The organism is Streptomyces sp. NPDC001056 (assembly GCF_053598955.1).
Genome location: NZ_JBSFLI010000062.1, coordinates 1 through 25,333 on the forward strand (window position 1 = coordinate 1; position 25,333 = coordinate 25,333).

General features: G+C 73.3%; 20 protein-coding genes and 1 pseudogene. 11 read left to right on the forward strand and 10 right to left on the reverse strand.

What is annotated here, in order from left to right:
- The 5 genes and pseudogenes from ACWDD7_RS36490 to ACWDD7_RS36510 all read right to left on the reverse strand — a co-directional run.
- Positions 1–89 (reverse strand): annotated as a pseudogene (locus tag ACWDD7_RS36490) (permease); the annotation flags it as partial.
- 33 nt (positions 90–122) lie between these two features.
- Positions 123–1,751, reverse strand: a complete 1,629-nt coding sequence (locus tag ACWDD7_RS36495) for an LCP family protein (RefSeq protein WP_450460573.1) — start codon at positions 1,749–1,751, stop codon at positions 123–125.
- Between the two features lie 134 nt (positions 1,752–1,885).
- A complete protein-coding gene (locus tag ACWDD7_RS36500; RefSeq protein WP_450460565.1) occupies positions 1,886–3,742 on the reverse strand; it encodes an LCP family protein in 1,857 nt (618 codons plus the stop codon).
- Positions 3,743–3,972: 230 nt separating this feature from the next.
- Complete coding sequence (locus ACWDD7_RS36505) at positions 3,973–5,136, reverse strand: LCP family protein (protein ID WP_450460566.1); 1,164 nt, start codon at positions 5,134–5,136, stop codon at positions 3,973–3,975.
- Positions 5,137–5,215: 79 nt separating this feature from the next.
- On the reverse strand, positions 5,216–5,977 hold the full coding sequence (locus ACWDD7_RS36510) for a TIGR03089 family protein (RefSeq protein ID WP_450460567.1): 762 nt from the start codon (positions 5,975–5,977) through the stop codon (positions 5,216–5,218).
- Between the two features lie 182 nt (positions 5,978–6,159).
- On the opposite strand from ACWDD7_RS36510, the gene ACWDD7_RS36515 reads away from it, so the two are divergent.
- On the forward strand, positions 6,160–7,242 hold the full coding sequence (locus ACWDD7_RS36515; protein ID WP_351877741.1) for a mannose-1-phosphate guanylyltransferase: 1,083 nt from the start codon (positions 6,160–6,162) through the stop codon (positions 7,240–7,242).
- A 184-nt stretch (positions 7,243–7,426) separates the two neighbouring features.
- Here ACWDD7_RS36515 and ACWDD7_RS36520 read toward each other — a convergent pair whose 3' ends face one another.
- From ACWDD7_RS36520 to ACWDD7_RS36535, 4 genes are all read right to left on the reverse strand, one after another.
- Entirely contained in the window at positions 7,427–8,464 is a 1,038-nt protein-coding gene (locus ACWDD7_RS36520) for a DNA-3-methyladenine glycosylase family protein (protein WP_392216166.1), read from the reverse strand.
- Positions 8,465–8,540: 76 nt separating this feature from the next.
- Positions 8,541–9,857 carry a coenzyme F420-0:L-glutamate ligase gene (locus ACWDD7_RS36525; protein WP_450460568.1) on the reverse strand — a complete coding sequence of 439 codons (1,317 nt, stop codon included), beginning with the start codon at positions 9,855–9,857 and terminating at the stop codon, positions 8,541–8,543.
- A complete protein-coding gene (gene cofD, locus ACWDD7_RS36530) occupies positions 9,854–10,813 on the reverse strand; it encodes a 2-phospho-L-lactate transferase (protein ID WP_351877735.1) in 960 nt (319 codons plus the stop codon). The genes ACWDD7_RS36525 and cofD overlap by 4 nt, the downstream gene beginning before the upstream one ends.
- A 34-nt stretch (positions 10,814–10,847) precedes the next feature.
- Positions 10,848–11,366, reverse strand: coding sequence for a cysteine dioxygenase (locus ACWDD7_RS36535; protein WP_450460569.1), 519 nt, complete (start codon positions 11,364–11,366; stop codon positions 10,848–10,850).
- 615 nt (positions 11,367–11,981) lie between these two features.
- Here ACWDD7_RS36535 and ACWDD7_RS36540 point away from each other — a divergent pair.
- The 3 genes from ACWDD7_RS36540 (at position 11,982) to ACWDD7_RS36550 (ending at position 17,775) form a co-directional block, all read left to right on the forward strand.
- Entirely contained in the window at positions 11,982–12,245 is a 264-nt protein-coding gene (locus ACWDD7_RS36540; RefSeq protein WP_003975777.1) for a WhiB family transcriptional regulator, read from the forward strand.
- 224 nt (positions 12,246–12,469) lie between these two features.
- The gene (locus tag ACWDD7_RS36545) at positions 12,470–16,249 is read left to right on the forward strand and encodes a glycosyltransferase family 2 protein (protein ID WP_450460574.1); all 3,780 of its coding nucleotides are present in this window, start codon (positions 12,470–12,472) and stop codon (positions 16,247–16,249) included.
- The gene (locus ACWDD7_RS36550; protein ID WP_450460570.1) at positions 16,246–17,775 is read left to right on the forward strand and encodes a DUF5719 family protein; all 1,530 of its coding nucleotides are present in this window, start codon (positions 16,246–16,248) and stop codon (positions 17,773–17,775) included. The genes ACWDD7_RS36545 and ACWDD7_RS36550 overlap by 4 nt, the downstream gene beginning before the upstream one ends.
- A 261-nt stretch (positions 17,776–18,036) precedes the next feature.
- Here the strand turns inward: ACWDD7_RS36550 and ACWDD7_RS36555 are convergent, their stop codons facing one another.
- Positions 18,037–18,492, reverse strand: coding sequence for a metallopeptidase family protein (locus ACWDD7_RS36555; RefSeq protein WP_351880790.1), 456 nt, complete (start codon positions 18,490–18,492; stop codon positions 18,037–18,039).
- Between the two features lie 295 nt (positions 18,493–18,787).
- Between ACWDD7_RS36555 and ACWDD7_RS36560 the strand changes: the two genes are divergently transcribed.
- The 7 genes from ACWDD7_RS36560 to ACWDD7_RS36590 form a co-directional block, all read left to right on the forward strand.
- Positions 18,788–19,210 (forward strand): DUF3499 domain-containing protein, encoded by a 423-nt coding sequence (locus ACWDD7_RS36560; RefSeq protein WP_351880787.1) that lies wholly within the window; start codon positions 18,788–18,790, stop codon positions 19,208–19,210.
- Positions 19,211–19,379: 169 nt separating this feature from the next.
- Positions 19,380–20,744, forward strand: coding sequence for a phosphomannomutase/phosphoglucomutase (locus ACWDD7_RS36565; RefSeq protein ID WP_351880782.1), 1,365 nt, complete (start codon positions 19,380–19,382; stop codon positions 20,742–20,744).
- Between the two features lie 373 nt (positions 20,745–21,117).
- The gene (locus tag ACWDD7_RS36570; protein ID WP_061444380.1) at positions 21,118–21,288 is read left to right on the forward strand and encodes a Trm112 family protein; all 171 of its coding nucleotides are present in this window, start codon (positions 21,118–21,120) and stop codon (positions 21,286–21,288) included.
- A gap of 90 nt (positions 21,289–21,378) precedes the next feature.
- Positions 21,379–22,506 (forward strand): SIS domain-containing protein, encoded by a 1,128-nt coding sequence (locus ACWDD7_RS36575; RefSeq protein ID WP_450460571.1) that lies wholly within the window; start codon positions 21,379–21,381, stop codon positions 22,504–22,506.
- A 149-nt stretch (positions 22,507–22,655) separates the two neighbouring features.
- Positions 22,656–23,807: a mannose-6-phosphate isomerase, class I gene (gene manA, locus ACWDD7_RS36580; RefSeq protein WP_351880776.1), complete on the forward strand. Its 1,152-nt coding sequence runs from the start codon at positions 22,656–22,658 to the stop codon at positions 23,805–23,807.
- Between the two features lie 129 nt (positions 23,808–23,936).
- On the forward strand, positions 23,937–24,917 hold the full coding sequence (locus tag ACWDD7_RS36585) for a cation diffusion facilitator family transporter (protein WP_450460572.1): 981 nt from the start codon (positions 23,937–23,939) through the stop codon (positions 24,915–24,917).
- A 234-nt stretch (positions 24,918–25,151) separates the two neighbouring features.
- Positions 25,152–25,333 (forward strand): adenosylhomocysteinase (locus ACWDD7_RS36590; RefSeq protein WP_450460575.1); only part of this gene is annotated, 182 nt, incomplete at its 3' end.

The window sequence follows — 25,333 nt, forward strand, 5'->3', positions numbered from 1 at the left end:
TGGAAGGCCGCGCCGATCGCGACGCCGTCCATGGCGCTGTGGCCCACCATCGCGCCGGCCGCGGTGAGGCCGACCTCGGGCGCCCGGTGGTGGTCCCCGCCTCGTTCACCGCCGTACGGCGTTCACCACTGGTACGGCTTGTACACGTCCATGCAGTCGTGGTCCGCGCCGTTGATGGCGTCGGCGTTGGTGGGGATGTCGCCGGCCTTGGGCTTCGCCTGCTTGGGATAGGTGGTGCCGGTGCGCCAGTCGGCGCCGAGCACGAGGGTGACGCCGGAGACGGCGGTGGACTGCTTCACCGCGGTCGTCGGCAGGCCCAGCGCCTTGGCCACGCCCTGCGCGTCGCCTTCGAGGTCGGCGCTGGGGTACTCGACCACCGTCCTGTCCTGGGACGGCGGGGGCGCGGTGTCGGCCGTCGCCCGGGAGTAACCCTGGGCCACGAGGGCGTCGGCGATGGTGCGGGCCCGGCGGGGGACCGCCGCCTCGGAGGAGGAGCCCGTGCCGTTCTGGACGAGGACGCCGAGCCGGGCCGGATCGGTGGAGGGCGACTTCGTCGGCTGGGGTTTGGTCACGGTCTGCTTGGAGCCCGAGGCCCCGCCGTTCTTGTCGAGCGGGATGTCGTCGCGGAGCATCTCCCAGACCCTGCCCGCGTCGGCCGGGTCCGGGATGACGTGGTTCCTGGGGTTCTGCGGGTCCGGAAGGTTGGGCATCGTCACGCTCGTGATGCGGTTCGACGGCACGGACTTCATCTCCATGCCGAGGTCGTACAGCTTCTTGACCGTGCCGATCTCCTCGGACACCTGGAGGGACTTGGTGGCCGAGTCGGCCAGGTCCATCAGGCGCCCGGTGTCGGTGAACACGTTCTGCGACTTGAGCGTGCGGATCATGGAGTTGAGGTACATGTGCTGGGCGCGGGCCCGCATCAGGTCGCTGCCCCAGGCGTGCCGGGTGCGCAGCCACTGGAGCGCCTGCACGCCCTTGACCTTGTGCGTACCGAGCGTCAGCTTCAGCCCGGAGCCACCGCGCTGGGCGGCGGTCGAACGGTCCCAGACGTTCTGCCGCACACAGACATCGACGCCGCCGATGGCGTCCGCCATCTTCACCACGCCCGCGAAGTCGATCGTCATCCAGTGGTCGATGTAGACCCCGGTGAGGTTCTCCCAGGTGGCCAGCGTGCAGCCGGCGCCGCCCCGGCCGAGGGTGGTGTTGATGATGTCGTTGGTGGCCGGATAGACCTTGCCGGTCCGGGGGTCCGTGCACTTGGGGATGTCGACGCGGGTGTCCCGGGGGATGCTCACCATCGCGGCGCTCTTGCGGTCGGCGGAGATGTGGATGAGCATCTGCACGTCCCCGAGCGGGGGATCGCCGACGCTGCTCCTGCTGCCGCCCAGCTTCAGGTTCTCGGCCGAGTTACGGCTGTCCGAGCCGATCAGCAGGATGTTCAGCGGGGTCTGTCCGGCCGCGTTCGGGGCGGTCTTCTGCGCCTTGGCGTCACCGCTGCTGCGCTCGCCCTTGCGTATGTTGGCGTTCAGGTGCCGGTAGTAGAGGTAACCGGCGCCCGCCGTGCCGAGTATGACCACCGCGAGGACCGTCGCCGACCAGCGCAGCGCTCGCCGTCGCCGGCGCCGCCGGTCGGTCGTGGCACCCCCCGGACCCTTCGGACCGTCCGAGCCCGAGCCCCCCTTGCGCCGCCCGCCGCCGTGCCGCCCGGCACCGGCCTCCGGGTCCGCCGTCCGCGGTGTGAGCGCCATCGTGTCGTCCACTTCGGCAGCGTCACCCCGCACCTCGCTCTGCGCCAATCTCCTGCCCTCCCCGCCCTTTTGCGCCATGCGACGGGCCCGTCCCGCGCCCAGTGGTTAGACGCACGACGGGCCCGCAGGGTTACCTATGAGGCGCACTTAACCTCGTTGGCCGTTGACTTGTCGACCTTCGGCGCCTTGTCCGGCGCGGCGATCGGCGTGCCCGCCTCCTTGAAGTCCTTGCCCAGGGTCAGGGTCATCGCCGGCAGCCCCTGGGAGTTCACGACGCTCGAACCCGGCTTGAGCGCCGAGCCGGGAAGCCCCATCAGGGCGGCCAACTCCCGTGCCTGCGCGGCCTGGTCCGGCGCGTACTCCAGCGTGGTCTTCTGGAGCCCCGCCGGGGCGTTGCCCGCGTTCTCCGACTTCAGCACGCCCTCGTTGTTCTGGAGCCAGTCGAGGGCCGCCTGCGCGCTGCCCGGCGCCGCCTCGCTGTTGAGGATGCGCACCCGTACGTCGCCGGGCGCGGACCTGGTGCCCTTGAGCCGCGCGGCCTGCGCGTCCTTGGCGGCCTTCTGCTTGCGCTTGACGTCGGTGAAGGAGACGTCGTTCTGTATCGCCTGGAAGACCGAGGGCGCCGTCGACTGGTTGAGGACCACGGTCGCGTGGACCTTCTCGGCGGGGTTGTCCACCACCGGCACCGTGGTGAAGGTGATGTTCTTCGGCGGCACCTTCTTGAGCTCCATCGCCATGTCCTTCAGCGTGTTGATGCTCTTGATGCCGGTGTCCACGGTCAGCGCCTTGGTGGCCGCCTCCGCGAGGTCCATCATCTTCGAGGGGCTGGAGAGGGTGTCGCTGGAGGACATCTTGCGCATCAGCGAGCCCAGGAACTGCTGCTGGACCTTGATGCGGTCCAGGTCGCCCTGGTTGCCGAAGCTGTGCCGGGTGCGCACGAAGGCGAGGGCCTGCTCGCCCTCCACCACCGACTTGCCCGCCGGGAGCTTGAGGTGGGAGTCCTTGTCGTCCACCGGGTGCGCCACACACACCTCGACGCCGCCCACCGCGCTGGTCAGCGTCTTCACCGCGTTGAAGTCGGCCATCATGAAGTGGTCGACGTGTATGCCGGTGACCTCTTCGACGGTGCGCATCGTGCAGCCCGGGTCGCGGCCGTCCTGGCCGAGGCTCGTGTTGAAGCGCACGTTCTCGGTGCCCTGGATGACCTTGGTCGTGCCGTCCGGCTGCTTCGTCGGGCAGTCCGGGACGTTCACGATCAGGTCGCGCGGGATGCTCAGCGCGGTCGCGTTGGTCCGGTCCTTCGAGACGTGCAGCAGTATGTTCGTGTCCGCGTGCCCGACGCTGCCGGAGTCGCCGTAGCCCTCGTTGCCCTTGCCGGTGCGCTTGTCGGTGCCCATGATCAGCAGGTTGAAGGCCTCGTCCTTGCTGAAGCCCTTGGAGCCCGCGTCCCCGACATCGGTCGAACTGATGTTGCCCTCAAGGTGCTTGAGGTACAGGTACCCGGCGGCGCCGACCGCGACCAGCGCGAAGGCCGTGCCGCCGGCGGTCCACGCCAGCACCTTCTTCGCCTTCGACTTCTTCTTCACCGGCCGCCGGCCGCGCCGTCCCGGCGCGGTCTCGGGTTCGGCGGTACGGCGCCGGGAGGACCGCGGCGGGGGTACGTCCCCGGCGCGCGCCTTGTCCCCGGCGCGGGACCCGTCACGGGTACGGCCCCCGTCCCGCGTCCCGTCCTGGGTGCGCGTCCCGCCCCCCTCGTGCCCGCCGTCCTGCTCGGGCACCGTGCTCATCTCGCGGGTCTCACCGGGCGCCATGTCGTTGCGCCGGCGGCGTCGGGAGCCGCCCCCGTCCTGGGCGGACGGCTTGCGCGGACCGGGAACCGACTGCGTTCCGGAAGGAGGCAGTCGCAGTTCGTATTCACCGGTGTTCGGATTGAGCACCCACTGGTCTGCGGGATCGATGTTGTCCGCCCGCCCACGGCCTTGCGCGTCCACGGTTGTCCGAATCCTCCGTCGGGGCCACGCGGCGCCTTCCCCCTCAAAGGCGCTCGGGTCTCGGTGAAACAGTGCACGACCCCAGGTCGGACCTCGTGGCCACGTGCACCGGATCGCTCACACTATCCGCCCAGTTCAGCGTCTAGGGACGCCGGTGACAAATCCGTCGTCCCTACAACTGGGCAATCCGCCTCATTTTCTGAACGGAAGTCCGCGGCCTTGGCGAAGTCTTACCCGCAGTCGTGCTCGGCGGCGGTGTTCCCGGTGTACGTGGGCGCGGGGGAGGCGCTACTCTTTGTGCCCTTTTGCGGCGCCGGCGGTTTTTGCGGGGCCTGCCCGGAGACCACCAGGGGCTGGTCCAGGCGCAGCCGCTCGAACAGCTTCTCGGCCTCGGGCTCCACGAGTTGGTCGCGGTCGGCGTCGTAGACGTACGACTCCCTCGGCACCGTCAGGAACTGCACCCGTGCGGTGGGGATGTCCCGCACCGTCCGCACCAACCGGTACAGGTCGCCCAGGTCCGCCAGCCCCGGATCGGTGGTCAGCGAGGAGGTCGCCGCGTTGAGCACGGAGTACAGCCGTACCGGGTTCAGCAGTACGTCGTCGCCGCGCATCCTCGTGACCAGCGCGCCGAGGAAGCGCTGCTGCCGCCGCATCCGCTCGGTGTCGCTGCCGTCGCCCAGTGACTCGCGGGCCCGCACGTAGCCGAGGGCCTGCTCCCCGTCGAGCGTGACCTCGCCCGCGGGCAGCCTCAGCGCGGCCGCCTTGTCGTCGACGGGCTCCTTCAGGCAGACCCGCACCCCGCCGACGGCGTCCACCAGGTCCTTGAACCCGCTGAAGTCCACGACCATGTGGTGGTCGACGCGGATGCCCGTCAGCTTCTCGACGGTACGGACCGTGCACGCGGAACCGCCCAGCTCGAAGGCGTGGTTGAACATCGCGAACACCGGCTCGCCCCGGGTGCCGTCGGCCCGCAGGCAGCCGGGGACGTCCACCATCAGGTCCCGCGGGATCGACACGGCGGTGGCGCCGCGCCGGTCCGCCGCCAGGTGCAGCAGGATCGTCGTGTCGGACCGCTGGCTGCCCAGGTCCCGGCCGTAGCGGTCGTTGCCGTCCCCGGCCCGGGTGTCGGACCCGATCAGCAGGATGTTCCGCGCCCCCGGCGCCCGGACCGCGGGCCGCTCGCGCTCGTACCGGCCGAGTTCGGCGGCCGCCGCGTCATCGGCCCGGATGTTGGAGCTGAGCTCGGCGTACGCCGCCCAACCGGCCCCGACGGCCGCCGCGGCCAGGACCGCCGCCCCGAGCCCCGCCCCCTTCGCCCACCGCCGCCGGCGCCGGCGCGCGATCCCCGTCCCGGACGCGGACGAACCGCCGGGGGTACGAGGTGAGCGGGTCACGGCGTAGGGCCTCCGGGGCGGTGTTGTCCGTTGGTACTCCTACGACGATGCGGCGGACGGGGCGGGGAGGCGCTCTGTGCTACTCCGGGCGGGGGAGCCGCCGTACCGTCGTCACCCTCTCGCTGTCGATCCGCTTCGCCAGCGCCTCCTCGTCCAGGCGCTCCAGGTTCCGGCAGAGCACCACGGAACCCCCACTGGCCAGCGGCGCGAACAACCCCGCGCTGAGCCCCTCCCAGGTGTCGTACGGCAACCCCGACAGCAGCCGCGAACCGGGCCCCGTCAGCTCCAGTCCGGCCGAGTCGGCGACGGCCTTCTGCACGACCTCGGCCCCGCTGAACTCCGCGCCGGCCACGATCAGGGCCGACTCCCCGCCGTACGGCGACGCGAACCTGTCTCCCTGGCCCGGCACTTCCACGGCGTAGTCGAGGAAGCCCTCCGGCGACTGCGGGAACCGTCCGCCGAGCGGCCGCAGCGCCAGCGCGATCCGCTCGCCCCGGCACGCCCGCGCCGCCTCCAGCGCGTCCGGCCCGCTGACGACCACGTCGGCCGCCGCCGGGTCCCCGGCGACGTCCGCGACCGCGCCCACCGAGGCGCAGGCCAGCAGCCACACCGCCGTCTGCCAGTGCGCGGGCAGCAGCAGCGCGACCCGGTCGCCGGGCTCCGTGGAGAGGTCGCCCTGGAGGAGGTTCGCGGTCTTGGCCACCCAGTTGGCGAAGGTGGCGACGGAGAGTTCGACGCGTTCGCCCGTGGCGTCGTCGTAGAAGGTCACCAGCGGGCGGCCGGGATCCGCGGCGAGAGCGGAAGTCAGCAGGTCGGCGGGGGTGCGATCGGTGGCGTTCACCCGGCACAGGGTACGCGCGCAGGGGCGCGCGACGGGGCACGTCTCTCACTGATCTCACACCCCTCTCACGGCAAACCGCGTGGCCGTCACGGCCTCCGTCGCTACGGTCTGCATACACTGACCGGCCGATACGAGTAGAACGAGTCAGTTCGGCCGGTCCCGGCAGGAAGCAGAGACGACAGGTGACAGAAGCGATCCTCCTGGTCGGCGGCAAAGGCACCCGGCTGCGCCCGCTCACCGTGCACACGCCCAAGCCCATGGTCCGGGCCGCGGGCGTGCCGTTCCTCACGCACCAGCTGGCGAGGGCGAGAGCCGCGGGCGTCGAGCACATCGTCCTTGCCACCAGCTATCTGGCCGAGGTGTTCGAGCCGTACTTCGGCGACGGCTCGGCGCTGGGACTCCACCTTGAGTACGTCACCGAGGAGGAGCCGCTGGGCACGGGCGGGGCGATCCGCAACGTCGCCTCGCGGCTGCACTCCGGCCCCGACGAGCCGGTGCTGATCTTCAACGGCGACATCCTGACGGGCCTGGACATCCGGGCCCTCGTCCGCACCCACGAGTCGACGGGTGCGGACGTCTCGCTGCATCTGACGAAGGTGAGCGACCCGCGCGCGTACGGCCTCGTGCCGACGGACGGGACGGGCCGGGTGCTGGCGTTCCTGGAGAAGCCGCAGACGCCGGAGGAGATCGTCACCGACCAGATCAACGCGGGGGCATACGTGTTCCGGCGCTCGGTCATCGACGCGATCCCGGCGGGCCGGCCGGTGTCGGTGGAGCGCGAGACGTTTCCCGAACTGCTCGCGGCGGGGGCGCATCTGCAGGGCATGGTCGACTCGACGTACTGGCTGGACCTCGGCACCCCGGCGGCGTTCGTACGCGGCTCGGCGGACCTGGTGCTCGGGCGCGCGCCGTCCCCGGCGGTGCCGGGGCGCTGCGGTGACCGGCTGGTGCTGCCGACGGCCCAGGTGGCGCCGGACGCGAAGCTGACCGGGGGCACGGTGGTGGGGGAGGGCGCGTTCGTGGCGGAAGGGGCGCGGGTCTTCGGCTCGACCATCCTGCCCGGCGCGGTCATCGAGCCCGGCGCGGTCATCACCGACTCCCTCATCGGCACCCGCGCCCGCGTCGGCACCCGCTCCGTCCTCACCGGCACGGTCATCGGCGACGGGGCGGTCATCGGCCCCGACAACGAGCTGCGCGAGGGGGCGCGGGTGTGGTGCGACGCGCGTATTCCGGCGGGGGCGGTGCGGTTCTCCTCCGACCAGTAGGGGTGGGGCTCGGCCGAGGCGCCCGCCCCCCCCCGCGGGAGGGGACGGTGGCTCCTCGGCCGCTCTGCGGCTTCGCCCTGGCCGGTCGCGCGGTTCCCCGCGTCCCTCCGAGGCGGGGGGACCCCCTCCGGGGGAGGCGCCCGGTCGACGCCGGCGAGCGAGCCCGGCCCCACCCAGCCCCGGCTCAGAGCAGGCCGATGTCCACGCGCGGCATCTTCGGAACCCGCCGGGCCGGGGCGACGCCGCTCAGGAGGATCAGGCGGGCGGCACGGTGCCGCTGACCGGCATACGGCTCCAGCAGACGGAGCATCACGGAGTCGTCCGCGTGCCGGTCACCCGCCAGCGCCCACCCCACGATGCCCGGCAGGTGCAGATCCCCGACCGTCACCTCGTCCGCCGCGCCATGACTGCGCTGGATCACCTCCGCCGACGTCCACACCCCCACCCCCGGTACGACCTCCAACCGCGCCCGGGCCTCCCGCGCCGGCATCCCCACCGCCTGCTCCAGCCGCGAAGCGACCCGGACGGCCCGCAGGATCGTGGACGCGCGCTTGTCGTCGACCCCGGCCCGATGCCACTCCCAGGAGGGGATCAGCGCCCACGTCCGCGCCGCGGGCATGACGAACATCGGCCGTTCCCCCGCCCCCGCCGGCCCCGGCGCGGGTTCCCCGAACCGCCGCACGAGCAGCCGCCACGCCCGGTACGCCTCATCCGTCGTGACCTTCTGCTCCAGAACGGAAGGGATCAGCGACTCCAGCACCAGACCGGTACGCGTCAACCGCAACCCCGGCCGCCGGTGCCGCGCCAGCGCCACCACCCGGTGCCGGGGCACGAACGCCTCGGGGTCGTCGGCCGCGCCGAGCAACGCGGGCAACCCGTCCAGCAGCCACTGCGCCCCCGGCCCCCACGCCTCCCCGACCACCTCGCCGCCGTACGCCCGCAACCGCAGCGTGCCGGGACCGGCCGGGGTACGGGTCGCCCGCCACACGGACCCGTCCGCCGTGGCCCGGAACGTCGGATCAGCGGGACCACGCCGCAACGGCCCGAGCACCAGCCCGAGATCGAGCGGTCCCTCGGGCACCCACCGCCGCACCCGCGCGGGAGCCGCCGCCTGCCGCGGTATCCCGCCCGCACGGCCCGCGTCCGCCCCGCCCCCGGGCACGCCCGTATGCCCACCGCGCACACTCGTACGCGTGGGCCGCTGAACGAAACGTCCTGCCACGGATCAGATCCTCGAAACGCCGGTGCCGTCGATGCCGTCGATGCCGTCCTTCGAGACTAGGCCCTCGTACCCGGCCTCACCGCACCTCGATGAACGCCCCCGCGTCCCGGTCCCCCCGAGGCCGCGGCGCCTCCGCCGGATGACCGATCGCCACCGCGCCCATCGGATCCCACTCCGGAGGCAGCCCGAGCGCCTCGCGCACCACGTCCCGGCAGAACATCGTGGACGACACCCATGCCGAGCCGAGCCGCTCGCCGGCCAGCGCTACCAGGAAGTTCTGCACGCCCGCGCCCATGGCGACGACGAACATCTCCCGCTCGGCCGCGTCCCGCCGCTCGTCCCCGTAGTGGTGCGAGCCGTCCATGACGAGGCACGGCACCGCCAGATACGGCGCGTTGCGCAGCACATCGCCGCGCCGCACCCGCTTGGCGACGGACTCCTCGCTCCTGCCGTCCCGGCGCAGGTCGGCGATCCAGGCGTCCCGCATCGCGTCCAGCAGCCGCTGCCGCGACCCGGCCGACTCCAGCAGCACGAACCGCCAGGGCGTGGTGTGGTGCGGCGCCGGCGCGGTCACGGCCGCCGCCACCGCCCGCCGTACCGAACCCGGGTCCACCGGCTCTTCGGTGAACGCCCTGACGGTGCGCCTCAGGGTCACGGCCTCGCGGACCGCCTCGGACGTCCCGAGCCGGAACATGTCGTCGGCCGCGGCGCGCACCAGCGCCCGCGCGCCCGCGCCGCCGTCCGCGTCCACCACCTGGGACAGGCCCCGCACCACCGCGACCGGCCGCCCCCCGGCCTTGCCCTTGACCAGGTCACCGGCCGCGGCCAGCTCGTCCGCCGTGGCCACCACGGTGGCGCTGAGCGGATTGCCGTACGCGTCCGTGCCGCCGCGCAGATCGTCCAGCACCCGCAGCCCGGCGGCGCCGATCGCCACGTCCGTCAGCCCCGCGCGCCAGGGGCGCCCGAAGGTGTCACTGACGATCACCCCGACCTCGACCCCCAGGACATCCCGGAGGCCGTCCCGGATCGTCCGGGCGGAGGCGTCCGGGTCCTCGGGCAGCAACAGCACGGTCCCGGCGGGGGTGTTGGACGCGTCGACCCCGGCCGCGGCCATGACCAGGCCCTGCCGGTTCTCCACGATCCGCAGGGTGCCCCGCCGGGCCACCACCCGCACCGTCTCCGCGTCGATCGCGGCCTCCCGGTCCGCGGCCCGGAGGACCCGGCCCTCCGCCTTGGACACGATCTTGGACGTGACGACCACCACGTCCCCGTCGGCCAGAGCGGGCTCCGCGGCGGCGATCAGCTTGGCGAGGTCGTCGCCCCGCTGGACCTCGGGGAAACCGGCCGGCGCCCAGACCCGGAACGCGGGAGGCTCCGTGCGGTCCCCGCTCACGCGCCCCGCACCTCCTCGGCCAGCGCCAGCGCCTCCCGCGCCATCTGCGCGGCCGCGGCCACGTCGGTCATCATCAGCGGGACGGCACGGCAGCGGATGCCGTCGGCCTCCACGCGCTCGACCGCCGCCGCGTCCACGGTGTCGACCAGCCAGCCGTCCAGCAGGCCCGAGCCGTAGTGCTCGGCGACCGCGGCGGCCGTGGCCTCCACGCCGACCGCGGCGAGCACCTTGTCGGCCATGCCGCGCACGGGCGCGTCCCCGACGATGGGGGACAGGCCGACCACCGGCACGCCCGCCTCAGCGATGGCCTCCCTGATGCCGGGGACGGCGAGGATCGTGCCGATGGACACGATCGGGTTGGACGGCGGGAAGAGGATGACGTCCGCCTCGGCGACGGCCTCCAGGACGCCCGGGGCCGGCTTGGAGTGCTCGGCGCCGACCGGGACCACGGCCTCGGCGGGCACGGCGGCCCGCATCCGTACCCAGTACTCCTGGAAATGGACCGCCTTGCGCTCGCCGTCGACCTCGACGGCCACATGCGTCTCCACGCGGTCGTCGGTCATCGGGATCAGCCTCACACCCGGCTTCCACCGGTCGCACAGCGCCTCGGTGACCGCGCTCAGCGGATAACCGGCGCCGAGCATCTGCGTCCGCACGATGTGCGTGGCGAAGTCCCGGTCGCCGAGCCCGAACCACTCGGGTCCGACGCCGTAGGCCGCCAGTTCCTCCTTGAGATGGAAGGTCTCGTCGGACCGCCCCCAGCCCTGCTCCTCGTTGATGCCGCCGCCCAGCGTGTACATCACCGTGTCGAGGTCGGGGCAGACCTTGAGCCCGAAGAGGTGGATGTCGTCGCCGGTGTTGCCGATCACCGTGACGTCCGCGTCCGGCACGGCCTGCTTGAGACCGCGCAGGAACCGGGCACCACCGATGCCGCCTGCCAGAACCACAATGCGCATGGGAACCAGTCTCGCAGGAAGGTCCGACAACGCGTCAGGCAGTCACCGGACGCGCCTCGCAGAAGGGGGAGGCGTGTGCCTCGGCGTGCGCCGCGGGGAGCATCGGCATCTCGGTGAGACCCGGGTGGTAGACGTGCAGGCTGACCGCCGGTTCCAGCGCGTCGTTGACGACCTCGTGCGCGTACCCCGGCGCGAACACCCGTTGCGCGCCGGGCGCGAGCGTGCGGCTGCCGCGCCGGGTGTGCTCGGTGAGCGTGCCCTCCAGGACGGTGAGGACCCCGGAGGAGCGGCCGTGGTCGTGCCGCCCGCTGCCCTGCCCCGGCACCCAGGACAGCAGCCAGACCTCGTAGCCGGGTCCGGTGCGCAGCCGGTGGTACCAGCGGGTGGTGGCGTCGTAGCGCACCAGGTCCGCCCACTGGGCGCGGTCGGCGGCGATGGCGCGGGCCAGGCCGACGAACTCGGCGACGGTGGCCGGGTGCTCGCGCGGCGGCTGGAGCAGATGCGGGACCTCCAGGAGGTCACCGGCGATCTGGAGGTCGTTGTCGCTGTTCATGGGGGTGCGCTGGTTCCTCGGCAGAAGAGTGGAGCCCGGAAGGGGGACGCGAAGGAGGTGCGACCGAGCCGCGCGGGGCGAGGCGTCGGCGACAGCCGGAGCGAGGGCCTGGAAGAACTGGAAGAGGCCGGCTCAACAGCTGGAACAGCGACAACAGCTACAGCGGGCCCGGGCAGCACCGTGGGACCCGGCGGTGCGGGTCGAGGTGGATACCGAGTTCGCGAGCATGCCCCCTAGGACAACGGTTCACACCTGTGCTGTCAACTCGATGACCGTTATGTGGGATGCGTTTCACCCCATCCGGGGCATCTGGCCGCAGGCAGGTTTGCTTCCCGGGACTTGGGGACACATGGGGCACATCCGAGGGTACGGCGGGCCGTGTGCAACGCGATCGAACGTCAGGGCGTCTTCCTTCATGGAGTGGATGGGTGTCGGGGTTTATGCCGATTTGAACACTTTCCGCATGGCCTTGGTTCCGCAGAGTGAATAACGGGCCCAATAGCAGATCTCGGCTTGACTCGCCCGGAGCAGCACACTTGTAATTTCACTCGTGTCGTTCAGCCGAGATCGGTAACGGCTAGGCACGGGGACGTGAAAGACAGACGAGGGGCGCACATGACCGAGCTGGTGCAGCAACTGCTGGTCGACGACGCGGACGAGGAACTCGGCTGGCAGGAGCGCGCGCTGTGCGCCCAGACCGACCCCGAGTCCTTCTTCCCCGAGAAGGGCGGCTCCACCAGAGAGGCGAAGAAGGTCTGCCTCGCCTGCGAGGTCCGCTCCGAATGCCTTGAGTACGCCCTCGCCAACGACGAGCGCTTCGGCATCTGGGGCGGCCTGTCCGAGCGGGAGCGCCGCCGCCTGAAGAAGGCCGCCGTCTGACCGCGCACCGGCGCCGCGGACATCCGGTACATACCCGCGCCATACCCAAGAAAACATCACGAACGGCCCGTCGCCCGTGGGTTGTCCACAGGCGGCGGGCCGTCGTCGTGGGCAGCCGATAGTGTGGTCGCTCGTCCGAGACGCCCCGCTGTCCCCGCGAGCCCATCGAGGCCCAGAGGGCACGGGTGTCCACCGCAGTCCAGCGAACCGGGGCCCGTACCTCGATGTCCGTGCACAGCCATACGGCGGCCCAAGACCCGGCCGCCGCAGCAGCGTTCGACCCAGCCCGTCCGGCGGCGTTCGACCCGGCCCGCCCCCCCGAGTTCCCGCGCCACGTGGTCACGGCCGTCCTCGTCGCCCACGACGGCGCCCGCTGGCTGCCCGACGCGCTCGCCGGGCTGCTCGGCCAGGAGCGCCCCGTCCAGCAAGCGGTGGCCGCCGACACCGGCAGCGCGGACAACTCCGCCCAGCTGCTCGGGGAAGCCCTCGGCGACGCGGGCGTGCTGCACCTCGCCCGCCGCACCGGCTTCGGCCAGGCCGTCGAGGAGGCGATTCGCACCGCCCCCCTTCTCACCCCGGACGAGCTGCCGTACCTCAAGCGCCCCAGCGGCTGGGACCCGGTCACCCGCAGCTGGCGCGACGACGCCTACGACCTCCCCGAACTGCCGTACGGCGAACCGGTCCACTGGCTCTGGCTGCTGCACGACGACTGCGCACCCGAACCCGACGCCCTCGCGCAGCTGCTCCGGGTCGTCGAGAACGAACTCGAACTCGGCCGCGACGACGTGGCCGTCGTGGGCCCCAAGCTCCGCGGCTGGTACGACCGCAGGCAACTGCTGGAGGTCGGCGTCTCCATCGCCAACTCCGGCCGCCGCTGGACCGGCCTGGACCGCCGCGAACAGGACCAGGGCCAGCACGACCACGTCCGTACCGTGCTGTCCGTCTCCACCGCCGGCATGCTGATCCGCCGCGACGTCTTCGAACAGCTCGGCGGCTTCGACCGCCGGCTGCCGCTGATGCGCGACGACGTCGACCTGTGCTGGCGCGCCCATCTCGCGGGTCACCGCGTCCTGATCGCCCCCGACGCGGTCGTGCGACACGCCGAGGCCGCCTCCCGCGAGCGCCGCACCGTCGACTGCGTGGGCCGCACCGCCGCCTCCCCGCACAAGGTCGACAAGGCCGGCGCCGTCCACACCCTGCTCGCCAACACCCGCACCGCGGCGCTGCCCTGGGTGCTGCTGCGGCTCGTCCTCGGCACCCTGCTGCGGACCGTCGCCTACCTCGTCGGCAAGGTCCCCGGCCAGGCCGTGGACGAGATCCGCGGCCTGCTGGGCACCCTGCTGCGCCCCGAGCGGATCATCGCCGCCCGGCGCCGCCGCGGCACCCCGCAGATCGACAAGGAGGAACTGCGCCGCCTCTTCCCGCCGCCCGGCGCCACCATCCGCGCCACCGTCGAACAGTTCGCGGGCAACTTCACGGGCGGCTCCGACACCGAGACCTCCTCGGCCGGCCGGCACGGCGGCGCCGTGGAGTCCGGGCCCGGCGGCGACGACGCCGACTTCCTGGAGGTCGAGCAGTTCGTCCGGCTCAAGCGGATCGCCCGCAGACCGGGACCGGTCCTCTTCCTCGCGCTGCTGGTCATCTCCCTGGTCGCCTGCCGCGCCCTGCTCGCCGGCGGCGCGCTCGGCGGCGGCGCCCTGCTGCCCGCCCCGGCGGGCGCGGGCGAACTGTGGTCCCGCTTCACCGACGCCTGGCACCCGGTCGGCGCCGGCGGCACCCCCGCCGCACCGCCCTACCTCGCGGTCGTCGCCACCCTGGCCACGCTGCTGTTCGGCTCCACCGGACTCGCCGTCACCGTGCTGCTGGTCTGCTCGGTGCCGCTCGCCGGGTTCACCGCCTACTTCGCCTCCCGGCCCCTGGTCACCTCCCGGCTGCTGCGCGCCTGGGCGGCCATCGCCTACGCCTTCCTGCCCGCCACCACCGGCGCCCTGGCCGGCGGCCGCATCGGTACCGCCGTACTCGCCGTGCTGCTGCCGCTGATCGCCCGCGCGGGCATCGCCGCCGGCGGCCTCACCAGCCGCACCGGCGCCCGCGGCAGCTGGCGGGCCACCTGGGCGTACGCGCTGCTGCTGACCATCACCACCGCCTTCACCCCGATCGTCTGGCCGATCGCGCTGATCCTCGGCCTCGGCGTGCTCGTGCTGCGCCGCGCCGACCTGGTCGCCCACGGCCTGCGCCTGCTCGTCCAGCTCGGCACCCCGCTGCTGGTCCTCGCCCCCTGGTCGCTGACCCTGCTGCCGACCGGCTTCTTCAAGGAAGCGGGCCTGGCGTACGGCGCCTCGGCCGCCTCCGCGCTCGACCTGCTCGGCGCCAGCCCCGGCGGCCCCGGCACCGCGAGCGGCCTGCTGCTCCTCGGTATCGTGCTGGCCGCGCTGGCCGCGCTGCTGCGCTCCGAACGGCAGTTGGGCATCCGCACCGCCTGGACGGTCGCCCTGATCGGCCTCGTCTTCGCGGTCCTCGCCAACCGGTCCGCCTGGGCCGGGCCGGCCACCCTCGTCTACGGCGTCGCCCTGCTGTCCGCCGCCGTCCTCGGCGCCGACGGCGCCCGCGCCCGCGTGGCCGAGCAGAGCTTCGGCTGGCGCCAGCCCGTCGCCGCCCTGATCGCGCTCGCCGCGGCCGTGGGCCCGGTGCTGCTCGCCGCCGCCTGGATGTTCCGCGGTGCCGACGGCCCCGTGCAGCGCCGCGACCCGGCCCAGGTGCCCGCGTTCGTCGCCGAGGACTCCACCACCGGCGACCGGGCCCGCACCCTCGTCCTGGACAGCGACTCCACCGCGCACGTGAGCTACACCCTGGTGCGCGGTGCCGGCGCCCGCATGGGCGACGCCGAACTGGCCGCCGCCGACGGCGAGAACGCGCGCCTGGACAAGGTCGTCGCCAACCTGGTCGCCGGCTCCGGCGCCGACCAGGCCGACGAACTCGGCGGTTTCGCCGTGCGCTACGTCCTCGTCCACAAGGGCGCGCCCCGCGACATCACGCGCGTCCTGGACGCCACCCCCGGCCTGGCCCGGCTCAGCCAGCAGAACGGCAACGCGCTGTGGCGCGTCGACCAGGAGGTCTCCCGCGCGGTCATCCTGCCCGCCGGTCCCTCGGACTCCGTCGACTCCGCCGGCGCCCAGTCGGTCGCCGCCGGACCGGTGGACATCCACACCACCGTCCCGGCCGGCTCCGACGGCCGCGTCCTGCGCCTCGCCGACAGCGCCGCCCCCGGCTGGACCGCCACCCTCGACGGCAAGCCGCTCACCCGCACCACCGTCGACGGCTGGGCCCAGGGCTTCCGACTGCCGTCGACCGGTGGCCGGTTGGACGTCACCTACGAGGCGCCGATCACCCACACCGCCTGGCTGTGGGTCCAGGGCGCGCTCGCCGTCGTCCTGGTCGTCCTCGCCCTGCCGGGCCGCCGCCGCGACGTGGACGACGACCTCCCCGAGGAGGAGCCGCCGCCCGCCCAGGCCGCCACGGGCGAGGGCCGCCGCGCCCGCCGCCTGCGCGCCCAGGCCGAGGAGGAGGCGGCCGCGGAGACGCCCGTGGGGGAGATGCCCGTGGGGGACACGCGGACAGGGGAAGCCCCCGAGATGCCGCCGGCCCCGGCCGAGGCCCCTCCGATCCCGCACCAGCAGCCGTACGACCCCGCCTACGACGAGTCGTACGCGAACCCCGACGAGTCGTACGCCGCCCCCTACGCGAACACCCCGTACCCCGGCTACGGCACCGACGCCTACCAGACGGGCGGCTACGACCAGCAGGCGTACCAGGGCGACCCCTACGGAACGGCCCCCTACGACCCGTACGCCTACAGCGGCACCGCCGAGCAGCAGCCGTACGACCCGGCCGCGTACCAGCAGCAGGTCTACGACCCGGCGTACGACCCCGCCCAGCAGGGCTACGACCCCGCCCAGCAGCCCCACGGCACGGGCAGTGAGCGCCCCGACGGGAGCCAGCAGTGAACCGCACCACCCTGTCCCTGATCGCCGGCACCACCGCGCTGGCCGCCGTCACGGCGGTCGCCGCGCTGGCCACCCCGTCCGCGTCCGGCGCGAGCACGCCCGGCGCCGCCGCCCAGCTGCCCGTGCAGCGCACCGGTCTGCTGTGCCCGGCGCCCAGCGTCTCGGACATCGCGGACACGACGTACACCTCGTTCACGCCCGTCACCCAGGGCGCCGCGAGCAGCGGCAAGGGCCAACTCCAGCCCGCCTCCGTGGAGTCGGCGGACGGCACGGGCGGCACGGGTGACACGCAGCAGGGCAAGGGCAAGGGCAAGGCCAACGCCGGCAAGAAGACGGCCGGTCAGCCGGTGCTCACCCCCAAGGCGCCCGGCACCCCGGTCACCGGCGACACCTCCGGCGCCGACGGGCCCGCGCTGATCGGCACCGCGGACGGGACGTTCGCGCCCGGCTGGACCGTGCAGGAGACCACCTCGATCGCCGCCGGCACCGGCCGCGGCCTCCAGGGGGTCACCTGCACGCCCGCGGACACCGAGTTCTGGTTCCCGGGCGCGAGCACCGCCGACAGCCGCACGGACTACGTCCATCTGACCAACCCGGACGACTCCGCCGCCGTCGTGGACGTCGAGCTGTACGGCAAGAACGGCGCGATCAAGTCGCCGCTGGGGGAGAACCTCACGGTCAAGCCGCACACGAGCGAGCCGATCCTGCTGTCCACGCTCACCGGTGAGCGGCAGGACGACCTGACCGTGCACGTCAGCGTGCGCAGCGGGCGGGTCGGCGCGACCGTGCAGGCGCTGGACGACAAGTCCGGCGGTGACTGGCTGGCCGCGGCCGCCGACCCGGCCGGCAGCCTGGTGCTGCCCGGCATCCCCAAGGACGCCACCGATGTCCGTCTGATCGCCTTCACCCCCGGCGACGCCGACGCCGACCTCAAGATCCGCCTCGCCTCGCCCGACGGCCTGATCACCCCGGCGGGCAACGAGACGCTGCACGTCAAGTCCGGCATGACCACCTCGGCCGACCTCGGCCCGCTCACCCGCGGCGAGGCCGGCTCCCTGGTCCTGACCCCCACCGACCAGTCGGTGCCGGTCGTCGCCGCGCTGCGCGTGGTCCGGGGCAAGGGCGCGGACCAGGAGACCGCGTTCATCCCGGCCACGGCTCCCGTCGGCGCGCGCGCCACCGCGGCGGACAACAGCGCCAAGGGCACGACCCTCGCCCTGACCGCGCCCACGGCCACGGCCAAGGTCAAGGTCACCGCCTCGGCGGGCAGCGAGGGCGGTACGGCGGTCAGCAGGACCTACACGATCAGGTCCGGCACCACCCAGGACGTCGACGCCCCGGTCCCCTCGGGCCTCAAGGGCACGTACGCCCTGACGATCGAGCCCCTCTCCGGCTCCCCGGTCTACGCCTCCCGCACCCTCGTCTCCACCGACCCCGCCGGCTTCACCATCCAGATCCTGCCGAGCGACCGGGGCCTGGTCTCGGTCCCGAGGACGGACGAGGACCTGTCGATCCTCCAGAAGTAGGGGGGATCGACCGAGGCTCCGTCGCGGCCGCCCGCGCGGCACCCCGCGCCCCCGCCGGGGCGCGCCGCGCAGGCGGCGGCGCGCGGTCATGACGGCGGCCGCGCGCGGTCATGACGGCGGGCAGCCGCGGCGCGGGGTGGTCGCAGGCGGCCCGGTCGGCGCCGGTGGGCGCAACCCGCCCCGGCAGCACAGGAGCAGGGCGGCCGGGGCGGCACGGAACAGCCGAGGCCCGCCCGCGCCACCGGCGAGGCGGCCTCCGCCCTATTCCTCCCCGTACCGCGGATCCACCGTCTCCGGCGTCAGCCCCAGCAACTCCGCGACCTGCTCCACGACCACCTCGTGGACCAGCGCCGCCCGCTCGTCCCGCCCCTTCGACCGGATCTCCACCGGCCGCCGGTACACCACCACCCGCGCCCGCCGCCCCTCCCGGGCCGGCACGCTCCCCCCGAGCGGCACCGACTCCTCGCCCCACAGGCCGACCGCGTCCAGCCCCTCGACGCGAGGCACCTCGAACACCAGGAACTCCACATCGGCGAGCTGCGGCCACCGCCGCTCCAGCCGCTCCACGGAGTCCTGCACGAGATCCGCGAACACCTCCGCCCGGCTCGCCGCCAACGGCACCTGCGGCGGCGCGATCGGCCCCCGCATGCCCCGCCCGTGACGATCACGGCGACGGGGCCCGGGGCCTGCGGCTCGGGGCGGTACACGGTTGTCCATCACTGGTGAAGCGTAGTCCTCGACCGCCCCGCCCGCCCGGCCGCACGCGCCCAACCGGCCACCGACGACTTCCTGTCGCAGGATGACCGTTCCAGCCAAGGTCCGGCTCGTTTCGGCAACCTTCCACGAACCCTCCAAGTCCGCAGAACTCAAGGCAATTGACCGTGTTTGTGCCCACTCATGACCGGAAACAGTCCCGTCCAAGTGCCCCCGGAACCCCCTCCGCGCAGGTCAACAGGGCCTGTCCGCAGGGGCATGTGGGGCGTCTCACAGCACGACACGGTGGAGTGACGTGGTGGAGAGTCGTCGCGGCCCGCTCAAGAGTGCGGTACCGTCCAACGTCGTGAGCCCTGTACGTCGCTGTTCGCGCACCGCCTGCGGCCGACCCGCCGTCGCGACGCTGACGTACGTCTACGCCGACTCGACCGCGGTCCTCGGCCCGCTCGCCACCTACGCCGAGCCCCACTGCTACGACCTGTGCGCCGAGCACTCCGAGCGCCTCACCGCACCCCGCGGCTGGGAGGTCGTCCGCCTTCTCGACGCCTCGGCCCCCGCCCGCCCCAGCGGCGACGACCTGGAGGCGCTCGCCAACGCCGTGCGCGAGGCCGCCCGCCCCCAGGAGCGCGCGGCCGAGGCCGGCGGCGGAGCGCGCACCGCGGACCCCATGGAGGTGGCCCGCCGCGGCCATCTGCGGGTCCTGCGCTCCCCGGACAACTGAGGGGCACCCGCAGGGGGATGACGGACGGCCCGTAGGGGTGTCCGGCGCACCGACCGCCCCACACCACTCCTCCCGGTGACGACCGCGCGTCCTCCCGGTGTCCGCACACCTCCCCCTTACCGCGGGCGGGTAGTTTGTGGGGGCCCAGAGAACTTCAGGAGGGTTGGCCGTGACTGCTGATCTGTCGCAGATCGTGAAGGCGTACGACGTACGCGGAGTGGTCCCTGACCAGTGGGACGAAACACTGGCCGGGCTCTTCGGCGCCGCCTTCGCGCAGGTGACGGGTGCGTCGGCGATCGTCGTCGGCCACGACATGCGGCCCTCGTCCCCCGGCCTGTCCCGCGCCTTCGCGCGCGGCGCGGCGGACCGCGGCGTGGACGTGACCGAGATCGGCCTGTGCTCCACGGACCAGCTCTACTACGCCTCGGGCGCGCTGGACCTGCCCGGCGCGATGTTCACCGCCTCGCACAACCCTGCCCAGTACAACGGCATCAAGATGTGCCGGGCCGGCGCCGCCCCGGTCGGCCAGGACACCGGCCTCGCGCAGATCCGCGAACTGGTCGAGAAGTGGCTGGAGTCGGGCGCCCCCGCGCCGGCCGCCGAGCCGGGGACCCTCACCTCCCGCGAGACGCTGGGGGATTACGCGGCGCACCTGCGCTCGCTGGTCGACCTGGCCGCGATCCGCCCGCTGAAGGTCGTGGTCGACGCGGGCAACGGCATGGGCGGTCACACAGTGCCCACGGTCTTCGCCGGCCTGCCCCTGACCCTTGTGCCGATGTACTTCGAACTGGACGGCACCTTCCCGAACCACGAGGCCAACCCGCTCGACCCGGCCAACCTGGTGGACCTCCAGAAGCGGGTCCCGGCGGAGGGCGCCGACCTCGGTATCGCCTTCGACGGCGACGCCGACCGCTGCTTCGTCGTGGACGAGAACGGCGACCCGGTCTCCCCGTCCGCGATCACCGCGCTGGTCGCCGCGCGCGAGCTGGCGCGCAACGGCGGCGAGGGCATGATCATCCACAACCTGATCACCTCCCGTACGGTCCCCGAGGTCGTCCGCGAGAACGGTGGCACCCCGGTCCGCACCCGCGTCGGTCACTCCTTCATCAAGGCCGAGATGGCCCGCACCGGCGCGATCTTCGGCGGCGAGCACTCCGCGCACTACTACTTCAAGGACTTCTGGAACGCCGACACGGGCATGCTGGCCGCCCTGCACGTCCTCGCCGCCCTCGGCGGCCAGCAGGGCCCGCTGTCCGCCCTCGTCGCCCAGTACGACCGCTACGCGGGCTCCGGCGAGATCAACTCCACCGTCGCCGACCAGTCCGCCCGCCTCGCCGCCCTCCGCACCGCCTACGAGGGGCGCCCCGACGTCACCCTGGACGACCTCGACGGCCTCACCGTCTCCACCCCCGACTGGTGGTTCAACGTCCGCCCCTCCAACACGGAACCCCTCCTGCGCCTGAACGCGGAGGCGAAGGACGAGGCCACGATGACAAAGATCCGCGACGAGGCCTTGGCCGTCATCAGGTCCTGAACCGACGAGCCGGAGCCGCTCACCAACCACCCGACGGCGCGCCCCGCACACCGCCCTCCCGGCCCGGCCGCTGCGCGCCCGATCCACGCCCGGTCACTGAGCCGCGCCGCCACCTCGCGCGGCTGCCGGGTGGCTTGGCGGATTTGCCGCTCGCGGCCGTCGAGCGGGTGTGTGTCCGGTCCGCGGTCGGTCGTCGAGCCGTGTTGCTCGTGTTGCTCGTGTTGCCTGGACGCCGCAGCCGCCCCCCCACGATCCGTGCCCCGGCAACCGAGCCACGCCGACCCCGACCCATCCCGGCCCGTCCCGCCCCACCCGCCCAGCAGCGGTACGCTGACCAGCGGTCCGAGAAACCCCGCCCTCGAAGGGACACCCCATGCCGCTCGAAGCCGGTCTCCTGGAGATCCTCGCCTGCCCGGCCTGCCACGCCCCCCTCGAAGAGCAGGACGCCGAGCTGATCTGCACCGGCCAGGACTGCGGTCTCGCCTACCCCGTCCGCGACGGCATCCCGGTCCTCCTCGTGGACGAGGCCCGCCGCCCCGAGTGACGCGGCCCCGCCCGTCGTAACCTCGGAGACCCACGCACCCCGTACCGTCGTAGACGTCGTAGCCACCCCCGGCGACCGGAGGCTGCCGCCATGCTGGACGAATCGCTGCTCGACAGCCCGGAGGGCCTCGCCGAGGCCGACCGCCGGGGCCTGCTGCGCGGTGCCGCCGAGGCCGGCGCCCGCGTCCGTACCGCCGCCCGGCACGCCGCCGAGGCCGGCGTCGGCGACCTCAAACCCGACGGCCGCCCCCGTGCCGTACTGATCGCGGGCCCCGGCGCCGCCGCCACCCACACCGCCGACCTCCTCGGCACCCTGGCGGGCCCCGGCAGCCCCGTGGTCCGGCTCGCCCCCACCGGCGTCGCCCCCGCCGCGGGCGCCCTGCGCTGGGAACTCCCCGGCTGGGCCGGCTCCGTCGACCTCCTCCTGATCACGACCCCGGACGGCACCGAACCCAGCCTCTCCCTCCTTGCCGAGCAGGCCTACCGCCGTGGCGTCGCGGTCGTCGCCGTCGCCCCGGCCGGCACCCCCCTCGCCGAGGCCGCCGGCGGCACGCGCGGCATGTTCGTCCCGATGGCGACGGCACCGTACGACCATGAGGAACCGCTCGCCGCGTCCTCCCCGGGCGTCTTCTGGGCCCTGCTGACCCCGCTGCTCGCCCTCCTGGACCGCATCGGCCTGCTCACCGCCCCGCCCGAGGCCCTGGAGAAGGTCGCCGACCGCCTCGACCAGATCGCCGAACGCTGCGGCCCCGCCATCGCCACCTACAGCAACCCGGCCAAGACCATGGCCGCCGAACTCGCCGACGCGCTCCCCGTGGTGTGGACCGAGGGCGCCTCCGCGGGCCCCGCGGGGCGCCGCTTCGCCGCCGCCCTCGCCGAACTCGCCGGCCGCCCGGCCGTGGTCGCCGAACTCCCCGAGGCGCTCGCCGCGCACGGCGCCCTGCTGGCCGGCCCGCTCGCCGCCAGCGCCGATCCGGACGACTTCTTCCGCGACCGCGTGGAGGAGCCGCCCGCCCTGCACGCACGCGTGGTACTGCTGCGCGACCGCCCGAGCGGCGGCCTCACCGCCGCCCCCGCCGCCCGTGAACTGGCCCTCAGCCACGACACGCCGATCAGCGAACTCGAACCCGAGGAGGGCGGCGAACTGGAGACCCTCGCGGAACTGATCGCCGTCACGGATTTCGCCGCCGTTTACCTGGCGCTCGCTTCCGGGGCCTGACCTGGCTACGGGCCGGTCCGCACCGGCCCCGGCCCGCCCCTTCGCCGCGGCACCGGCTCCGGACCGTCCCTTCGCGGCCCGGCCACCGGCACCGCGCCGTCCGCGAGGCGCCGGCCGAGCAGCGCACGCACGGAAGACAGAGAAGACACATGGACCGCCTCGACAACACCGTCCGCCCCTACGCCTGGGGTTCCCCCACCGCCATCCCGGAGCTGCTCGGCGTCGAGCCGACCGGCGAGCCCCAGGCGGAGATGTGGATGGGCGCCCACCCCGGCGCGCCGTCGCGCACCGCGCGCGGCACGCTCGCCGAGGTGATCGCCGCCGACCCGGAGCGCGAACTGGGCAAGGACACGGTCGCCAGGTTCGGACCCCGCCTGCCCTTCCTGCTGAAGATCCTCGCCGCCGGCGCGCCCCTGTCCCTCCAGGTGCACCCCGACCTGAAGCAGGCCAGGGAGGGCTACGACGACGAGGAGCGCCGCGGCGTCCCGCTCGACGCCCCGCACCGCAACTACAAGGACGCCAACCACAAGCCCGAACTGATCTGCGCGCTCACCGAGTTCGACGGCCTGTGCGGTTTCCGTGAACCGGCCCACGCCGCCGACCTGCTCGCCGGCCTCGGCGTCGACTCCCTCAAGCCGTACGTCGATCTGCTCCACGCCCACCCGGAGGACGCCGCCCTGCGCGAGGTCCTCACCGCGATCCTCACCGCGGACCCCGACGCCATGGCCCGCACGGTCGCCGAGACCGGCGCCGCCTGCGCCCGCCTGGGCGGCGACTACGCCCCGTACGCCGACCTCGCCCACCACTACCCCGGCGACCCCGGTGTCCTCGCGGCCATGCTGCTCAACCACGTCCGACTGCAGCCCGGCGAGGCCCTGTTCCTCGGCGCCGGCGTTCCGCATGCTTATTTCAGCGGCCTGGGCGTCGAGATCATGGCCAACTCCGACAACGTCCTTCGCTGCGGCCTGACCCCCAAACACGTCGACGTCCCCGAACTCCTGCGCGTCGTCCGCTTCGAGGCGGGCGACCCCGGCGTGCTGCGACCCGAGGCCGCGCCGGACGGTGAAGAGGTCTACGAGACGCCGATCGACGAGTTCCGGCTCTCCCGGTACGCCCTGTCCGAGGGCGGTGCCGCCCAGGACCTCACCCGGAACACCCCGCAGATCCTGCTCTGCACGGCCGGTACCGTCCGTGCCGGCGGGCACGAACTGGGCCCGGGACGCTCGGTGTTCGTCCCGGCCGGCGAGAGGGCCGAGGTCTCGGGCGCCGGTACGGTCTTCCGCGCCACCGTGCGCGTTTGACGGATCGTACGACCGGGGCTGTGGATACCTGACGCGCCGGGGCCCGGCCGGGCTGCGACAATGGCCCACCGGCAAAGGCCGGGCAAAGGCGCAAGGACCGAGCAGAGACCGAAGGGACAACGCGGACACATGAGCGCGTCAGGCGGTACCAGGGCGATCGTGGCGGCACTCGGCGCCAACCTCGCGATCGCGGCATCGAAGTTCGTGGCGTTCGCCTTCAGCGGCTCCTCCTCGATGCTCGCCGAGGGCGTCCACTCGGTCGCCGACTCGGGCAACCAGTTCCTGCTGCTCGTCGGCGGCAAGAAGGCCCAGCGCGAGGCGACTCCACAGCACCCCTTCGGCTACGGCCGCGAGCGGTACATCTACGCCTTCCTCGTCTCGATCGTCCTCTTCTCCATCGGCGGCATGTTCGCCATCTACGAGGGCTACGAGAAGATCTCCCACCCGCACGCCCTGGAGAACTGGTACTGGCCGGTGGGCGTCCTCCTCTTCGCGATCATCGCCGAGGGCTTCTCCTTCCGCACCGCCATCAAGGAGTCCATGGAGCTGCGCGGCTCGCTGTCCTGGTCGCAGTTCATCCGCCGCGCCAAGGCCCCCGAGCTGCCCGTCGTCCTGCTGGAGGACTTCGGCGCCCTCATCGGCCTGGTCCTCGCCCTCGGTGGCGTCGGCCTCTCCCTGCTCACCGACGACGGTGTCTGGGACGGCATCGGCACCGTCTGCATCGGTGTCCTCCTCGTGTGCATCGCCCTGGTCCTGGCCGCCGAGACCAAGTCGCTGCTGCTGGGCGAGGCGGCGGGCCTCGACGTGATCAAGAAGATCGAGGAGGCGACCGTCGACGGTGAGTCGGTCACCGACCTCATCCACATGCGCACCCTCCACCTCGGCCCCGAGGAACTGCTGATCGCCGCCAAGATCGCGGTACGGCACGACGACACGGCCGCCGAGGTCGCCGCCGCCATCGACGCCGCCGAGGACCGCATCCGCACCGCCGTCCCGATCGCCCGGGTGATCTACCTCGAACCCGACATCTACAGCGCGGCCGCGGCCGCCAAGGGCCCCGACCCGGCGGCCACCCCCGGCGGCCCGAACCCGCACGCCGGCGGCCACTGACCCGGCACCGCCCACCCGCCCGCGGACCGCGCGGACGCCCTGCGAACGGCTTGAACCATGCGGACGCGGACTGTGGGCGACCGGGCGGTCCGGTGTAGCTTGGGACGGAGCCAGACGTCGCTGCTGATGGCGGTCGGGCGGTCCCCTCACGGACCGGCCGAGGGAGAGAGGGCCTCCGACGGACTGCGCTGCGCGCACGTGAGGCATGCCTGTGTCCTCTTCTCGGGCACCCGTATGCCCGCCGCCGCGCAGACCAGCCGTACCCACCCTCGACCCGATTCCGAGGAGCAGCTCGCAATGACGACTGTCGACAACCGACAGGACTTCAAGGTCGCCGACCTCTCGCTGGCCGAGTTCGGCCGCAAGGAGATCACCCTCGCCGAGCACGAGATGCCCGGCCTGATGGCGATCCGCAA